Source organism: Streptomyces sp. NPDC029139 (assembly GCF_055564335.1).
The window spans coordinates 114,274-129,472 of the sequence record NZ_JBVHWN010000012.1 but is presented as its reverse complement, the minus strand read 5'-3'; the positions used below and the strand labels follow the sequence as shown (position 1 = coordinate 129,472).

The 15,199-nt window shown below is 71.8% G+C and carries 15 protein-coding genes; 14 read left to right on the top strand and 1 reads right to left on the bottom strand.

Annotated elements, in window-relative coordinates; genetic code table 11:
* Positions 1 to 6: 6 nt before the first annotated feature.
* From ACZ4VW_RS24835 to ftsH, 3 genes are all read left to right on the top strand, one after another.
* Positions 7 to 2,457, top strand: a complete 2,451-nt coding sequence (locus ACZ4VW_RS24835) for a [protein-PII] uridylyltransferase (RefSeq protein WP_467965979.1) — start codon at positions 7 to 9, stop codon at positions 2,455 to 2,457.
* Between the two features lie 111 nt (positions 2,458 to 2,568).
* Positions 2,569 to 4,122, top strand: coding sequence for a signal recognition particle protein (gene ffh / locus ACZ4VW_RS24830; protein ID WP_467965977.1), 1,554 nt, complete (start codon positions 2,569 to 2,571; stop codon positions 4,120 to 4,122).
* Between the two features lie 147 nt (positions 4,123 to 4,269).
* Positions 4,270 to 6,195 carry an ATP-dependent zinc metalloprotease FtsH gene (ftsH, locus tag ACZ4VW_RS24825; protein ID WP_467965975.1) on the top strand — a complete coding sequence of 642 codons (1,926 nt, stop codon included), beginning with the start codon at positions 4,270 to 4,272 and terminating at the stop codon, positions 6,193 to 6,195.
* Positions 6,196 to 6,287: 92 nt separating this feature from the next.
* Here ftsH and ACZ4VW_RS24820 read toward each other — a convergent pair whose 3' ends face one another.
* The gene (locus ACZ4VW_RS24820; protein ID WP_467965973.1) at positions 6,288 to 7,058 is read right to left on the bottom strand and encodes a class I SAM-dependent methyltransferase; all 771 of its coding nucleotides are present in this window, start codon (positions 7,056 to 7,058) and stop codon (positions 6,288 to 6,290) included.
* Positions 7,059 to 7,483: 425 nt separating this feature from the next.
* Between ACZ4VW_RS24820 and ACZ4VW_RS24815 the strand changes: the two genes are divergently transcribed.
* The 11 genes from ACZ4VW_RS24815 to ACZ4VW_RS24765 all read left to right on the top strand — a co-directional run bounded on the left by ACZ4VW_RS24815 (position 7,484) and on the right by ACZ4VW_RS24765 (position 15,168).
* Positions 7,484 to 8,080 carry a hypothetical protein gene (locus ACZ4VW_RS24815; protein WP_467965971.1) on the top strand — a complete coding sequence of 199 codons (597 nt, stop codon included), beginning with the start codon at positions 7,484 to 7,486 and terminating at the stop codon, positions 8,078 to 8,080.
* A 180-nt stretch (positions 8,081 to 8,260) separates the two neighbouring features.
* Positions 8,261 to 8,701, top strand: a complete 441-nt coding sequence (gene rpsP / locus ACZ4VW_RS24810) for a 30S ribosomal protein S16 (RefSeq protein ID WP_467965969.1) — start codon at positions 8,261 to 8,263, stop codon at positions 8,699 to 8,701.
* 2 nt (positions 8,702 to 8,703) lie between these two features.
* Entirely contained in the window at positions 8,704 to 8,943 is a 240-nt protein-coding gene (locus tag ACZ4VW_RS24805; RefSeq protein ID WP_005311361.1) for an RNA-binding protein, read from the top strand.
* Positions 8,944 to 9,028: 85 nt separating this feature from the next.
* Positions 9,029 to 9,646: a ribosome maturation factor RimM gene (gene rimM, locus ACZ4VW_RS24800; protein WP_467965967.1), complete on the top strand. Its 618-nt coding sequence runs from the start codon at positions 9,029 to 9,031 to the stop codon at positions 9,644 to 9,646.
* Positions 9,643 to 10,464 carry a tRNA (guanosine(37)-N1)-methyltransferase TrmD gene (gene trmD / locus ACZ4VW_RS24795; protein WP_467965965.1) on the top strand — a complete coding sequence of 274 codons (822 nt, stop codon included), beginning with the start codon at positions 9,643 to 9,645 and terminating at the stop codon, positions 10,462 to 10,464. Before rimM ends, trmD begins: the two co-directional genes overlap by 4 nt.
* 129 nt (positions 10,465 to 10,593) lie before the next feature.
* Entirely contained in the window at positions 10,594 to 10,944 is a 351-nt protein-coding gene (rplS, locus tag ACZ4VW_RS24790; protein ID WP_467965963.1) for a 50S ribosomal protein L19, read from the top strand.
* 71 nt (positions 10,945 to 11,015) lie between these two features.
* Positions 11,016 to 11,840, top strand: coding sequence for a signal peptidase I (gene lepB, locus ACZ4VW_RS24785; protein WP_467965961.1), 825 nt, complete (start codon positions 11,016 to 11,018; stop codon positions 11,838 to 11,840).
* Positions 11,833 to 12,858: a signal peptidase I gene (gene lepB / locus ACZ4VW_RS24780; protein ID WP_467965960.1), complete on the top strand. Its 1,026-nt coding sequence runs from the start codon at positions 11,833 to 11,835 to the stop codon at positions 12,856 to 12,858. Before lepB (ACZ4VW_RS24785) ends, lepB (ACZ4VW_RS24780) begins: the two co-directional genes overlap by 8 nt.
* Positions 12,809 to 13,753 (top strand): signal peptidase I, encoded by a 945-nt coding sequence (lepB, locus tag ACZ4VW_RS24775; RefSeq protein WP_467966133.1) that lies wholly within the window; start codon positions 12,809 to 12,811, stop codon positions 13,751 to 13,753. The genes lepB (ACZ4VW_RS24780) and lepB (ACZ4VW_RS24775) overlap by 50 nt, the downstream gene beginning before the upstream one ends.
* A gap of 63 nt (positions 13,754 to 13,816) precedes the next feature.
* Positions 13,817 to 14,650 carry a signal peptidase I gene (gene lepB / locus ACZ4VW_RS24770; protein ID WP_467965958.1) on the top strand — a complete coding sequence of 278 codons (834 nt, stop codon included), beginning with the start codon at positions 13,817 to 13,819 and terminating at the stop codon, positions 14,648 to 14,650.
* Positions 14,647 to 15,168, top strand: coding sequence for an NUDIX hydrolase (locus tag ACZ4VW_RS24765; RefSeq protein WP_467965956.1), 522 nt, complete (start codon positions 14,647 to 14,649; stop codon positions 15,166 to 15,168). Before lepB (ACZ4VW_RS24770) ends, ACZ4VW_RS24765 begins: the two co-directional genes overlap by 4 nt.
* The last annotated feature ends 31 nt before the right edge of the window (positions 15,169 to 15,199 follow it).

The window sequence follows — 15,199 nt, the reverse complement described above, 5'->3', positions numbered from 1 at the left end:
TGCTGGGTGACGAGCGTCGATGTGAGTACGCAAGCGGAAGACTCGGGACCCAGCGGCTACGCGGCGGCCCGGCTGCTCCTTCTCACCGAGAAGGAGCGGTCCGGGCCGCCGCGCCGTGCCGCCCTGGCCCGGCTCACCGACGAATGGCTGGCCGGACTGTTCGCCGCCGCCCAGCCGCCACGAGGGGTGGCGCTCGTCGCCGTCGGCGGCTACGGACGCGGTGAGCTGTCCCCACGGAGCGACCTCGACCTGCTCCTCCTCCACGACGGAACCGCCGACGCGGGCGCCGTCGCCCGGCTCGCCGACCGCATCTGGTACCCGGTCTGGGACCTGGGCCTCGCCCTGGACCACTCCGTACGCACCCCCGCCGAGGCCCGCAAGACCGCCGCGGACGACCTCAAGGTCCAGCTCGGGCTCCTCGACGCCCGGCCCGTCGCCGGCGACGCCGGACTCGTCGCCGGGCTGCGGACCGCCGTGCTCGCCGACTGGCGCAACCAGGCACCCGAGCGGCTCCCCGAGCTCGACGCGCTCTGCCGGGAACGGGCCGAACGCATGGGGGAGCTGCAGTTCCTCCTCGAACCGGACCTGAAGGAGGCCCGCGGCGGGCTCCGCGACGCCCAGGTCCTGCGCGCCGTCGCCGCCTCCTGGCTCGCCGACGCCCCGCGGGAGGGCCTCGACGCCGCCCGCCGCCGCCTCCTCGACGCCCGCGACGCACTGCACCTGACCACCGGCCGGGCCACCGACCGACTCGCCCTCCAGGAGCAGGACGCCGTCGCCCAGGAACTCGGGCTCCTCGACGCCGACACCCTGCTGCGCGAGGTGTACGAGTCCGCGCGGATCATCTCGTACGCCACCGACGTCACCTGGCGCGAGGTCAACCGGGTTCTCAAGGCCCGCTCCGCCCGCCCGCGCCTGCGCACCCTCCTGGGCGGCCGCTCGGGCGGCGGGAAGCCGCCGATCGAACGCACCCCCCTGGCCGAGGGCGTGGTGGAGATGGACGGCGAGGTCGTCCTCGCCCTCAGCGCCAAGCCCGAACGGGACTCCGTACTGCCCCTGCGGGCCGCCGCCGCGGCCGCCCAGTCCGGCCTCCCGCTCTCCCTGCACGCCGTACGCCGCCTCGCGGCCGCCGCGAAGCCGCTGCCCGTCCCCTGGCCCGCCGAGGCGCGCGAGGAACTCGTCACCCTGCTCGGCGCCGGGGAGCCCACCGTGCCCGTCTGGGAGGCGCTGGAAGCCGAGGGGCTGATCACCCGGCTCCTGCCGGACTGGGAGCGGGTCCGCTGCCGGCCGCAGCGCAACCCCGTCCACACCTGGACCGTCGACCGGCACCTCGTCGAGACCGCCGTCCGCGCCTCCTCGCTGACCCGCCGCGTCGGCAGGCCCGACCTGCTGCTCGTCGCCGCGCTCCTGCACGACATCGGCAAGGGCTGGCCCGGCGACCACTCCGTGGCCGGCGAGACCATCGCCCGCGACGTCGCCACCCGGATCGGCTTCGACCGCGCCGACGTCGCCGTCATCGCCACCGTCGTACGCCACCACCTGCTGCTCGTCGAGACCGCGACCCGCCGCGACCTGGACGACCCGGCCACCGTACGGTCCGTCGCCACGGCCGTCGGGACCCACGGCGCGCTGGAACTGCTGCACGCCCTCACCGAGGCCGACGCGCTCGCCACCGGCCCGGCCGCCTGGTCGTCCTGGCGTGCCTCGCTCGTGGCCGACCTGGTGAAACGGGTCGGGGCCGTCCTCGCGGGCGAGCCCGAAACGGAACCGGAACCCCCCGCTCCCAGCGCCGAACAGGAACGCCTCGCGGTCGAGGCGCTCCGCACCGGGGAGCCCGCCCTCGCCCTGCACGCCCAGCCGGAGACCGCGGCGGAGGACGGCGAACCGGAACCGGTCGGGGTGGAACTGCTCATCGCCCTGCCCGACCAGCCCGGCGTGCTGCCGGCCGTGGCCGGCGTCCTCGCCCTGCACCGGCTGACCGTCCGCGCCGCCGACCTGCGCGCCATCGAGCTCCCCACAGCGCTCGGGCCGGGCGCCGTCCTCGTCCTGAACTGGCGCGTCGCCGCCGAGTACGGCTCCCTGCCCCAGGCCGCCCGGCTGCGCACCGACCTCGTCCGGGCCCTGGACGGCAGCCTCGACATCCGCGCGCGGCTCGCCGAACGCGAGGCCGCCTACCCGCGGCGGCGCGGAGTCACCGCCCCACCGCCGCGCGTCACGGTCGCCGCCGCCGACTCACGCCTCGCCACCGTCATCGAGGTCCGCGCCCAGGACGCCCCCGGACTGCTGCACCGCATCGGCCGGGCCCTGGAGGGCGCCGACGTCCGGGTCAGGAGCGCGCACGTCTCCACCCTGGGCGCCAACGCCGTGGACACGCTCTACGTGACCCGTCCCGACGGCTCCCTCCTCCCCGACGAGGAGGCCGTGGACCTGGCCGGGGCGCTGGAGGGCGCACTGCGGTGACGACGTCCGCCCCCGCCGGATCCGACGGGCGGGGGCACGCACTTCGACCGGGCAGATACCCTGGAGGGCAATCCGTCCGCCCGCCCCCGACACCGAGGATCCGCGACCGCCGTGTTCGATACCCTCTCCGACCGCCTTGCAGCGACATTCAAGAATCTCCGGGGCAAGGGGCGCCTGTCCGAGGCGGACATCGACGCCACCGCGCGCGAGATCCGTATCGCCCTCCTCGAGGCGGACGTCGCCCTGCCCGTCGTCCGGGCGTTCATCAAGCAGGTCAAGGAGCGGGCCGGCGGCGCCGAGGTCTCCCAGGCGCTGAACCCCGCCCAGCAGGTCATCAAGATCGTCAACGAGGAGCTCATCGGCATCCTCGGCGGCGAGACCCGGCGCCTGCGGTTCGCCAAGACCGCGCCGACCGTGATCATGCTCGCCGGTCTCCAGGGTGCCGGTAAGACCACCCTCGCCGGAAAGCTCGGCCTCTGGCTCAAGAGCCAGGGCCACTCGCCGCTGCTCGTCGCCTGTGACCTCCAGCGCCCCAACGCCGTCACCCAGCTCGGCGTCGTCGCCGAGCGCGCCGGCGTGGCGTTCTACGGCCCGCAGCCCGGCAACGGCGTCGGTGACCCGGTCCAGGTCGCCAAGGACTCGATCGAGTACGCGCGCGGCAAGCAGTACGACATCGTCATCGTCGACACCGCCGGCCGCCTCGGCATCGACCAGGAGCTGATGCAGCAGGCCGCGGACATCCGCGACGCCGTCAGCCCCGACGAGGTCCTCTTCGTCGTCGACGCCATGATCGGTCAGGACGCGGTCAACACCGCCGAGGCCTTCCGCGACGGCGTCGGCTTCGACGGTGTCGTGCTCTCCAAGCTCGACGGCGACGCCCGCGGTGGTGCCGCGCTCTCCATCGCGCACGTCACCGGCCGCCAGATCATGTTCGCCTCCAACGGCGAGAAGCTGGACGACTTCGACGCGTTCCACCCGGACCGCATGGCGTCCCGCATCCTCGGCATGGGCGACATGCTCTCGCTCATCGAGAAGGCCGAGCAGACCTTCAGCCAGGAAGAGGCCGCCAAGATGGCCTCCAAGCTGGCGTCCAAGAAGGGCCAGGAGTTCACGCTCGACGACTTCCTCGCCCAGATGGAACAGGTCCGCAAGATGGGCTCCATCAGCAAGCTGCTCGGGATGCTTCCCGGCATGGCGCAGATGAAGGAGCAGATCAACAACATCGACGAGCGGGACGTCGACCGCACGGCCGCGATCATCAAGTCGATGACCCCCGGCGAGCGCCAGGACCCGACCATCATCAACGGCTCGCGCCGCGCCCGTATCGCCAAGGGTTCGGGCGTCGAGGTCAGCGCCGTCAAGGGCCTGGTCGAGCGGTTCTTCGAGGCCCGCAAGATGATGTCCCGCATGGCGCAGGGCGGCGGCATGCCGGGCATGCCCGGGATCCCCGGCATGGGCGGCGGCCCCGGCCGGCAGAAGAAGCAGATCAAGCAGGCCAAGGGCAAGCGCAAGAGCGGCAACCCGATGAAGCGCAAGGCCGAGGAGGAGGCCGCCCAGGCCCGCCGCGAGCAGGCGCAGCAGGGCGGCGCGTTCGGCCTGCCGGCCGCCGGGCAGGGCCCGGGCGACTTCGAGCTTCCGGACGAGTTCAAGAAGTTCATGGGCTGACGCCCGTCACGCTGTACGTGAAGGGGCCCGGGGCGGTGCGAAACCGCCCCGGGCCCCTTTTCACTCCTTCACCCCGCCTGGAATGCCGGGATTGTCGGCTCTTCCGATACTGAGGACCGGGCCTGACGTCGGTATGAGGAGAGCAGCGTGCCCAACTCCGTACCCCCGCGCGACCGGACCGACCAGCCCTGGCGCTCGGAAGGGGCCCCGCCGCCACCCCCGGCGAAGAGGAAGATGCCCGGCGGCTGGGGCGGCCTCGTCCTCACCGCCCTGATCGTCTACCTGATCGCCAACCTCGTGCTGTCGTTCTTCAACCGGGGCGACGAGCCGACGATCTCGTACACCGAGTTCAGCAAGCAGGTGAACACCGGCAACGTCACCAAGATCTACTCCAAGGGCGACGCCATCCAGGGCGAGCTGAAGAACAAACAGCCGCTGCCCGACGGCGACAAGGGCGACTACACCAAATTCCTCACCCAGCGGCCCGCGTTCGCCGACGACAAACTCTGGGGCGAGCTCACCGCGAAGGGCGTCACCGTCACCGCCGAGCCCGTCGTCCGGGAGCGCAGCTTCCTCGCCAACCTGCTCATCTCGCTCGCGCCGATGCTGCTGCTCGTCGCGCTGTGGATCTTCGTCGCACGCCGGATGAGCTCCGGCATGGGCGGCGCCGGCGGCATGCTCGGCCGCAAGGCCCCGCCCAAGCCCGTCGAGCTCCAACCCGGCGCCCGCCGCACCACCTTCGAGGACGTGGCCGGCATCGACGAGGTCGAGGGCGAGCTCAACGACGTCGTCGACTTCCTCAAGAACCCCGCCGCCTACCGCGACATGGGCGCCAAGATGCCACGCGGCGTGCTTCTCGCCGGCCCGCCGGGAACCGGAAAGACACTCCTCGCGCGAGCCGTGGCCGGCGAGGCCGGAGTGCCGTTCTTCTCGGCCTCGGCCTCCGAGTTCATCGAGATGATCGTCGGCGTCGGCGCCTCACGCGTACGGGAACTCTTCGCCGAGGCCCGCAAGGTCGCCCCGGCGATCATCTTCATCGACGAGATCGACACCATCGGCCGCGCCCGCGGCGCCGGCTCGGGCATGGGCGGACACGACGAACGCGAGCAGACGCTCAACCAGATCCTCACCGAGATGGACGGCTTCACCGGCTCCGAGGGCGTCATCGTCCTCGCCGCCACCAACCGCGCCGACGTCCTCGACCCGGCACTGACCCGGCCCGGCCGCTTCGACCGCATCGTCCACGTGAACCCGCCCGACCGCGGGGGCCGCGAGGCCATCCTCAAAATCCACACCCGCGAGATCCCGCTCTCCCCGGACGTCGACCTCGGCCGGGTCGCCCGCACCACCCCAGGCATGACGGGCGCGGAACTCGCCAACCTCGCCAACGAGGCCGCACTTCTCGCCGTCAAGCGACAGCAGAAGGCGGTCACCCAGTCCGACCTCTCCGACGCCCTGGAGAAGGTCCAGCTCGGCGCGGAACGACCCCTGGTCATGCCCGAGGAGGAGCGGCGCCGCACCGCCTACCACGAGAGCGGCCACGCACTGCTCGGCATGCTCCAGCCCGGCGCCGACCCGGTCCGCAAGATCACCATCGTCCCCCGCGGCCGGGCCCTCGGCGTCACGCTCTCGACGCCCGACGCCGACAAGTACGCGTACACGGAGGAGTACCTGCGCGGCCGGATCATCGGCGCGCTCGGCGGAATGGCCGCCGAACAGGTCGTCTTCGGCGTCGTCACCACCGGCTCCGAGAGCGACCTGGAACAGGTCACCCACATCGCCCGCGGCATGGCCGGGCGCTGGGGCATGAGCGAACGCGTCGGCCGCCTCACCGCCATCCCCGGCGACGCCCAGCAGGCGTACGGCCTCTCCGCGGCCCCGGCCACGCTCGACACGGTCGCCGAGGAGATGCGCCGGATCGTCGACGAGTGCTACGAGAGCGCGGTCCGCCGGCTCCGCGAGAACCGCGACAAGCTCGACGCCCTGGCGACCGCCCTCCTGGCCCACGAGACCCTGGAGGAGGACGCCGCCTACCGCGCCGCGGGCATCACCCGCCTGGCGAAGGACACCTAGGTCGTGTCCGCAGGGCCTGTCCCGTCGCGATCATGCCGGGCGCGCGCGGGACGCCGCCCCACGCGCGCGTGGCGCCCCGGCGGCCCCGCCTCCTACGGGACGCGTGCGAGCAGGTAGCGGAAGACGTTCGGCATCCACACCGTCCCGTCCGGGCGGACGTACGGGACCAGAGCCTCCGCGATCTCCTTCTCGACCTGCGACTGATCCGTCGCCCGCACCGCCGCGTCGAACTCGCCCGTCGACAACAGGCCCCGCACCGCACTCTCCTGGTCCGCGTAACCGAACGGGCACGACACCCGGCCCGAGCCGTCCGGCTCCAGACCGGCCCCCGCCACCACGTCATCGAGGGCGCCTCGGCGCTCCGGGCGCCGGTCGGCCAGCCGGGCCGCGACCCGCAGCACCGACGCCGTCGCGCACCGCTCGGGCGGCCCCCAGCCCGCGAGCACGATCACCGTGCCCGATTGCGCCAGAGGAGTGACGGCCGCCAGCGCCCGGCCCACCTCCGCCGAGGCGTGGAAGGCCGTGATCACGTCGTACGGGGTACGTGACGGGCCGGCGGCGTCGCCCGCGATGTCCGACACGTCCGCCGGATCACCCGCGACCACCACGTGCCCCGCACCCTCCGGCAGCCGCTCCCTGGCCAGCTCCACGCGCGCGTGGTCCCGGTCCACGCCGGCGACCCGCGCTCCCCGCGAGGCCGCCATCAGCAGCGCGAGCCCCGACCCGCATTCGAGCCCCAGGACCCGCGAGCCGTCGCCGACGGCGAGACGGTCGTACACCGCCTCGTAGAGCGGCACGAGCATCCGCTCCTGGATCTCGGCCCAGTCGCGCGCGGGGTCGTGCCGGACGAGCGTAGGTGTCATGGAAAGCGCCCCAATCAGTACCTGGTCGACGGCCCCCGTGTACGTGCGCCCACATCCCCCCGTATGTCAGGGAACTGCGCATCCGTCCCCACGTCCAGTGCTCGCACCGGACCACTTCCCCTTCGGGGTGGGGCCGGTGCGCCGCCCTGCTACGGGACCGGGTACTGTCCCCGCATCGGACCCGCCGCGGGACCCGCCTCCGGAACCGGCCGGACCCGCCTCCCGAGCAGGCCCGACCCGCCACCGGAGCCGCGTCGGAACGTATGCGTCGCTACGCACCACCTTGCCGCGAGGTGCGAGCCTTCTCCGCAGTTCGGCGCACTGGCCCTCGTCCGGACGCATGAACGGCAACTGACGGGTACGTGCAAATTATTTGGGATGCCCCGTAATGGAACCCGGGAGCGCTTCGGCTCGTTGTACGCGACGTGAGCACGACACCACCTGTTCTCGCCGCAGAGCTGGCACAGGCGTGGGCCGACATTCAGCGGCACCACCCCGAACTGCCGGATCTTGCCGCGCCCGAGTCCCTGATCGGAGAGTCCTCGTCCGCCTGCGGCGCCGAGCTCTCCTTCGAGCGACTGCTCCATGAGGCAGTCCACGGCATCGCCGCCGCCCGAGGAGTCCGCGACACCTCACGCGCCGGCCGCTACCACAACCGCAGATTCCTGGCGATCGCCGAGGAGATGGGCCTCGACCACCCCGAGGAACCGCACGCCAGCAGCGGCTTCTCCCTGGTCACGCTCAACCCCGAGGCGAAGCGCCGCTACCGCCCCACGATCGAGCGGCTCCAGCGCGCTCTCAAGGCCCACACCGTCGCGACGGCCGCCGACACCAAGCGCTCCTTCCGCGGCCCCGCCGCGCGCCACGGCTCCTCCGGCGGAGGCGTCCGCGTGAAGGCCGTCTGCGACTGCGGCCGCAACGTCCGCGTGGTCCCCTCGGTCCTCGCCCAGGCCCCCATCGTCTGCGGCGGCTGCGGCAAGCCCTTCCGTATCCCGGAAACGGTGGGTGCGGCGGCGAGATGAGCCGGTGCCCGGGCCGGGTCGGGCCCGCCACCGGCGTGTGGCACAATGGCTAGCTGTACTCGACAGTCGCATAGGACCCCTCTCTCCTCCGGCTGACGCGTCCATCGGGCACCCGAGTACCGCAACCCCACGTGGCATCTCATGTGCCCAACCACGTCAAGACCAGGAGACACCACTCCAGTGGCAGTCAAGATCAAGCTCAAGCGCCTCGGCAAGATTCGCCAGCCGCACTACCGCATCGTCGTCGCCGACTCCCGCACCCGCCGGGACGGTCGTGCGATCGAGGAGATCGGTCTGTACCACCCGACGTACAACCCGTCGAAGATCGAGGTCGACTCCGAGCGTGCGCAGTACTGGCTGTCCGTCGGCGCCCAGCCGACCGAGCCGGTCCTCGCCATCCTGAAGCTCACCGGCGACTGGCAGGCGCACAAGGGCCTCCCGGCCCCGGCGCCGCTGCTGCAGCCGGCGACGAAGGAGGACAAGCGCGCCTCCTTCGACGTGTTCGCCAAGACCCTCGAGGGTGACGACGCCAAGGGTGAGGCCATCACCCCGAAGGCGAAGAAGGCCGACAAGAAGGCGGACGAGGCCGAGGCCGCGTCCACCGAGTCGACCGAGGCCTGATCGTGCTCGAGGAGGCTCTCGAGCACCTCGTGAAGGGCATCGTCGACAACCCTGACGATGTGCAGGTCGCCTCGCGCAACCTGCGCCGCGGTCGCGTGCTCGAGGTCCGGGTCCACCCCGACGACCTCGGCAAGGTGATCGGCCGCAACGGCCGCACCGCTCGTGCGCTGCGTACCGTCGTGGGCGCCATCGGCGGCCGTGGCATCCGCGTCGACCTCGTCGACGTGGACCAGGTCCGCTGAACAAGTTGGACACACCGGCACGGGCCGGGGAGGGCCTTCGGGCCCGCCCCGGCCCGTCGTCGTCGGAACAGGAGAGAATGAAGTCGTGCAGCTGGTAGTCGCGCGGATCGGCCGTGCCCACGGCATCAAGGGCGAAGTCACCGTCGAGGTCCGTACGGACGAGCCCGAGCTCAGGCTCGCGCCCGGTACCGTCCTGGGGACCGACCCGGCCTCCGCCGGGCCGCTGACCATCGAGACCGGCCGGGTGCACAGCGGCCGGCTGCTGCTGCGCTTCGAGGGCGTCCGCGACCGCAACGCGGCCGAGGCCCTGCGCAACACCCTGCTCATCGCCGACGTCGACCCCGACGAAGAGCCGGAGGGCGAGGACGAGTATTACGACCACCAGCTCATGGACCTGGACGTCGTACTCACCGACGGCACCGAGATCGGCCGGATCACCGAGATCTCCCACCTGCCGTCCCAGGACCTCTTCATCGTCGAGCGACCCGACGGCACCGAGCTGATGATCCCGTTCGTCGAGGAGATCGTCCTCGAGATCGACCTGGAGCAGCAGCGGGCCGTCATCGACCCGCCGCCCGGTCTGATCGACGACCGCGCCGAGATCGTCTCCTCCCGGGACGACGGCTCCTCCCCGGACGAGGACACCCCCGGGGACGACGACACGTCCCGGGCCGCCGACTCCTCGCGGGACGACGACGCATGAGGCTCGACGTCGTCACGATCTTCCCCGAGTACCTGGAACCGCTGAACGTCTCCCTGGTCGGCAAGGCACGCGCGCGTGGACAGCTCGACGTCCACGTCCACCACCTGCGGGAGTGGACCCACGACCGGCACAACACGGTCGACGACACCCCCTACGGCGGCGGTCCCGGCATGGTCATGAAGACCGAGCCCTGGGGTGACGCCCTCGACCAGACCCTCGCCGACGGCTTCGAGGCGGGCGCGCACGGACCCGTCCTGGTCGTCCCCACGCCCAGCGGACGCCCCTTCACCCAGGAACTCGCCGTCGAGCTCTCCGAGCGCCCGTGGCTGATCTTCACGCCCGCCCGCTACGAGGGCATCGACCGGCGCGTCATGGACGAGTACGCGACCCGCATGCCGGTGTACGAGGTCTCCATCGGCGACTACGTGCTGGCCGGCGGGGAGGCCGCCGTCCTGGTGATCACGGAGGCCGTGGCCCGGCTGCTGCCCGGCGTCCTCGGCAACGCCGAGTCCCACCGCGACGACTCCTTCGCCCCCGGGGCCATGGCCAACCTCCTGGAAGGCCCCGTCTACACCAAGCCCCCCGAATGGCGCGGCCGCGCCATCCCGGACGTACTCCTCAGCGGGCACCACGGGAAGATCGCGCGCTGGCGCCGTGACGAGGCCTTCCGCCGTACGGCGGCCAACCGGCCGGACCTGATCGAGCGCTGCGACCCCTCGCTCTTCGACAAGAAGGACCGGGAGATCCTCTCCATGCTCGGCTGGGCCCCCGAGCCCGGCGGCCGATTTTGGCGCAGGCCGGACGCCGTGGAAGAATAGGCCGCTGCTGTGTGTCCGGCGAGCGCCCCTGCCACAGGGGGACGACGCCCGCACGGTACGCACGGCGCTCCATCTCCTTTTCGAACGTTCCGCTGATGACCTGTGGCATCAGCGAGGAAAGAGACCACCATGGCCTCCCTGCTCGACACGGTCAACGCGGCTTCGCTCCGCACCGACCTCCCCGCCTTCCGTCCCGGCGACACCGTGAACGTCCACGTGCGCGTCATCGAGGGCAACCGCTCCCGTATCCAGCAGTTCAAGGGCGTCGTCATTCGCCGCCAGGGCTCGGGCGTCAGCGAGACCTTCACGGTCCGCAAGGTCTCGTTCTCCGTCGGCGTCGAGCGCACCTTCCCGGTGAACAGCCCGATCTTCGAGAAGATCGAGCTCGTGAGCCGCGGTGACGTCCGTCGCGCCAAGCTCTACTACCTGCGCGAGCTGCGCGGCAAGGCCGCCAAGATCAAGGAGAAGCGCGACAACTGAGCTCCGGCTCACCGATCGCGCGGAGCTTCGGAGCGATGACTCTCAGGGCGGCCGGATAGGCTCTGCCCCCGATGGACACCGAAGCACAGCACACGGAGCGCGACCGCTCCCCCGAGACGGGGGAGCGGTCGCGCTCCGCGCGTATTTCCGGCCGCACGGCCGGGCGTTCCCGCGGGCGCCTGTCCGCGCGCACGGCCGGGAGCGAGGCGCGGGACGGCGCCGCCGGCGGGTGGACCTGGCGCCGCACGGGCTTCGTGGGCGGCGTCTGCGTGGTCTTCCTGCTGCTCCTGAGCCACTTCGTGATGCAGCCCTTCCTCATCCCCAGCGGCTCCATGGAACCCACCCTGCGGGTGGGGGACCGGATCCTCGTGAACAAGCTGGCGTACCGTTTCGGCGAGCAGCCGCGCCGCGGCGACGTCGTCGTCTTCGACGGCACCGGGTCCTTCCTCCAGGAGACCCCCGAGGAGAACCCGGTCACCGGTCTGCTGCACGGCGCGGCCGCGGCCCTCGGACTCGCCGAGCCCGCCGAGACCGACTTCGTGAAGCGGGTCGTGGGCGTCGGAGGCGACCGCGTCGTCTGCTGCGACGGGAACGGTCGGCTGACCGTCAACGGTGTGCCCGTCGAGGAGCGGTACGTCCTGCTGGGCGACGCCCCCTCGAAGGTCCCCTTCGACATCGTCGTCCCCGAGGGCACCCTGTGGGTCATGGGTGACCACCGCAGCCAGTCCAGCGACTCCCGCGACCATCTCGGGCGACCGGGTGGCGGCATGGTGCCCGTGGAGCGCGTGATCGGCCGCGCGGACTGGATCGGCTGGCCCTTCGGCCGCTGGTCGGAGGTCCCGGAAACGGGGGCCTTCGACGCCGTCCCCGCTCCCGTGGCGGGTGGCCATGGGTAACCGGGGCAGGCCGGCCGGACACCGCGCCGACCCACGGCTGCCCACCGGCACACGGTCGACCGACGGCGGCCGTCCGCTGCCCGGCCGGGCGGAGCGGCGCAGGCTCGCCCGCAAGGTCAAGCGCAGGCGACAGCGCTCCGCGGTCAAGGAGATCCCGCTCCTGATCACCGTCGCCCTGCTGATCGCACTCGTTCTGAAGACCTTCCTCGTCCAGGCCTTCGTCATCCCGTCCGGCTCCATGGAGCAGACGATCAGGATCGACGACCGGGTCCTGGTCGACAAGCTCACGCCCTGGTTCGGCTCCACGCCGCAGCGCGGCGACGTCGTCGTCTTCAAGGACCCCGGGAACTGGCTCCAGCAGGACCCGACTCCGGCCACCGAGGACCCGGTCGGCGTCAAGCAGGTCAAGCAGGCTCTGACCTTCATCGGGCTGCTGCCCTCGGCCGACGAGCAGGACCTGATCAAACGGGTCGTCGCGATCGGCGGTGACACGGTCGCGTGCTGCGGTCGGGACGGCCGGATCACCGTCAACGGCGTACCGCTGGACGAACCGTATCTGCACCCGGGGAACGAGCCCTCGAAGATCAAGTTCGAGGTGAAGGTGCCGCCGGGCCGGATCTTCGTGATGGGCGACCACCGGTCGGACTCCGCCGACTCCCGGTTCCACCTCGACGAGAAGGACCGGGGCACCGTCTCCGAGGAGGACGTGGTGGGCCGGGCCGTCGTGATCGCCTGGCCCGTGAGTCACTGGCGCCGGCTGGAGGAGCCGGACACGTTCGCCGCCGTACCGGACGGTCGTTCGGGATCTTCGTCCGCGCACGGCGCGTCGCATAGTGTGTCCTCGCGGAATCTGAACGGATTGACCTGGCTCCCGACCCCTGCGGAACTCCCGCTCGTTATGGGAGTGATGGGCCTGTCCCTGTTCTGGGGCAGGCATGTGCACGGACTGAGGAGTGGATGTGGGGGATGTGGCCGTCGGCGCACGATCCGGACACGGCGAGCCGGAGGAGAGGCCTGAGCGGCTCGCCGAGTCGTCGGTGGCCATGAGGGACGACTCCTCCGAGCGGCGGGACGGCGACCCCGCGGACCCGGCTGACGGCGAGGGCGAGAACGGACGGACCGGGCAGGCGGAGTCCGCCGACGCGGGCGCCGGCCCGAAGAAGCAGCGTTCCTTCTGGAAGGAACTGCCCCTGCTCATCGGTATCGCGCTGCTGCTCGCGCTGCTGATCAAGACCTTCCTGATGCAGGCGTTCTCGATCCCCTCCGACTCGATGATGAACACGCTGCAGCGCGGCGACCGGGTGCTGGTGGACAAGCTGACCCCGTGGTTCGGCTCCGAGCCGGAGCGCGGCGAGGTCGTCGTCTTCCACGACCCGGGCGGCTGGCTGGAGGGCGAGGTCACCCCCGAGCCGAACCCGCTGCAGAAGTTCCTGAGCTTCATCGGCCTGATGTCGGAGGAGAAGGACCTGATCAAGCGGGTCATCGCGGTCGGCGGTGACACGGTCTCCTGCAAGGAGGGCGGCAAGGTCATCCTCAACGGCAAGACGCTGGAGGAGGCCTCGTACATCTACCCCGGTTCCTCGCCCTGCGGCGACAAGCCCTTCGGTCCGATCACCATCCCCGAGGGCAGCATCTGGGTGATGGGCGACAACCGGCAGAACTCCCTCGACTCGCGGTTCCACCAGAACCTCCCGGGCGCCGGCACCGTCCCGAACGACTCGGTCGTCGGACGCGCGGTCGTCGTGGCCTGGCCCGTCACCCGCTGGTCGTCGCTGCCCGTGCCGGAGACCTTCGACCAGCCCGGGCTGAGCCAGGCGCTGGCCGTGGCTCCCGGTGCGGCCGGACTCGCCGGCGCCCTGCCGCTGGTGCTGTGGCGCAGGAAGAGGTTCGCGTCTCGGCATACCGCCGAGTAGCAACGCGCGGGTAGGGTGCCGTCCCAGATCGACGAACCGACCTTGAGGGTGGGGAGCGCTGGGATGAGCGGAACCATACGAACGGACGGCGGCCGCGGCCGCCTCGGCAGCGTGCTGTCGGGGCTGGTCGTGGCCGTCGGCTGTGTGCTCTTCCTCGGCGGATTCGCCTGGGGAGCAGTGCTCTACCAGCCCTACACCGTGCCCAGCGACTCGATGACCCCGACGCTGGCCGTCGGCTCCAAGGTCCTCGCGCAGCGCATCGACGGAGACGAGGTGCGGCGAGGCGACATCGTCGTCTTCAAGGACCCGCTCTGGGGCGACATGCCGATGCTCAAGCGGGTCGTCGGCATCGGCGGCGACACGGTCGCCTGCTGCGGCGCGGACGGGCGGCTCACCGTCAACGGCACGGCCATCGAGGAGACGTACCTGCGGCCCGGAGCCCCGGCTTCGGGCCAGAAGTTCTCCGCGGACGTACCGGAGGGGAACCTGTTCCTCCTCGGCGACGAGCGGCACAACTCCCTCGACTCCCGCGTCCACCTCCAGGAAGCCGGCAAGGGCTCCGTACCGCGCAGCGCGGTCACCGCCCGCGTCGACGCCCTCGCCTGGCCCATGGACGGGGTGCTGGCGCGACCGGAGGGCTTCGCGGCGCTGCCGGGCGGGGTCTCCCGGCCGGGGCCCGTGAAGCCGCTCTTCTACGCGATCGTCGCCGGGTGTGTACTGATCCTGGCCGGGGCCGCGTACGGGCCGCTGGCGCAGCGGCTGGGCGGACGGTCGGGCGGGTCGGGTGGGTCCGGCCGGTCCGGCGGGAGGCCCGGTGGTGCGAGCGGTGGCGGCTCCGGTGGGGGTTCCGGGGGTGCTACCGGTGGTGGTTCCGACAGGGAGACGGTGAACAGGTGACGGGTTCGGAGGGCCTGGTCGAGCCGGCCGGGGCGACGAGGCTACGGCGCGTGGCGCGCGTCGTCCTGCTCGATCCCGACGACCGCATCCTCCTCCTGCACGGTTACGAGCCCGACGACCCGGACCAGACCTGGTGGTTCACGCCCGGCGGCGGCCTGGAGGGCGACGAGACCCACGAGGAGGCGGCGCTGCGCGAGCTGGCCGAGGAGACGGGTATCACCGAGGTCGAACTCGGACCGGTGGTCTGGCAGCGCGTCTGCTCCTTCCCCTTCGACGGGCGGCGCTGGGACCAGGACGAGTGGTACTACCTGGCACGAACCACCCAGACCACGACCGCCCCGACCGCGCTCACCGAGCTGGAGGCGCGCAGCGTCGCGGGCCTCAGGTGGTGGACCTCCGCCGAACTGTCGGCGGCGCGTGAGACGGTGTACCCGACCAGACTCGCCGAGCTGCTGCACAGACTGCTCGACGAGGGACCGCCGACCGCGCCGGTCGTGCTCGCCCCGGAAATCGTTTAGCGGTGCGAGCGGCTGGCGCACAATAGGTGGA

Coding starts and splice junctions, on each gene's coding strand:
- ACZ4VW_RS24820 (WP_467965973.1), bottom strand. CDS start 7,058: ATGACACCTACGCTCGTCCGGCACGACCCCGCGCGCGACTGGGCCGAG.
- trmD (WP_467965965.1), top strand. CDS start 9,643: ATGAGGCTCGACGTCGTCACGATCTTCCCCGAGTACCTGGAACCGCTG.
- rplS (WP_467965963.1), top strand. CDS start 10,594: ATGGCCTCCCTGCTCGACACGGTCAACGCGGCTTCGCTCCGCACCGAC.
- lepB (WP_467965961.1), top strand. CDS start 11,016: ATGGACACCGAAGCACAGCACACGGAGCGCGACCGCTCCCCCGAGACG.
- lepB (WP_467965960.1), top strand. CDS start 11,833: ATGGGTAACCGGGGCAGGCCGGCCGGACACCGCGCCGACCCACGGCTG.
- lepB (WP_467965958.1), top strand. CDS start 13,817: ATGAGCGGAACCATACGAACGGACGGCGGCCGCGGCCGCCTCGGCAGC.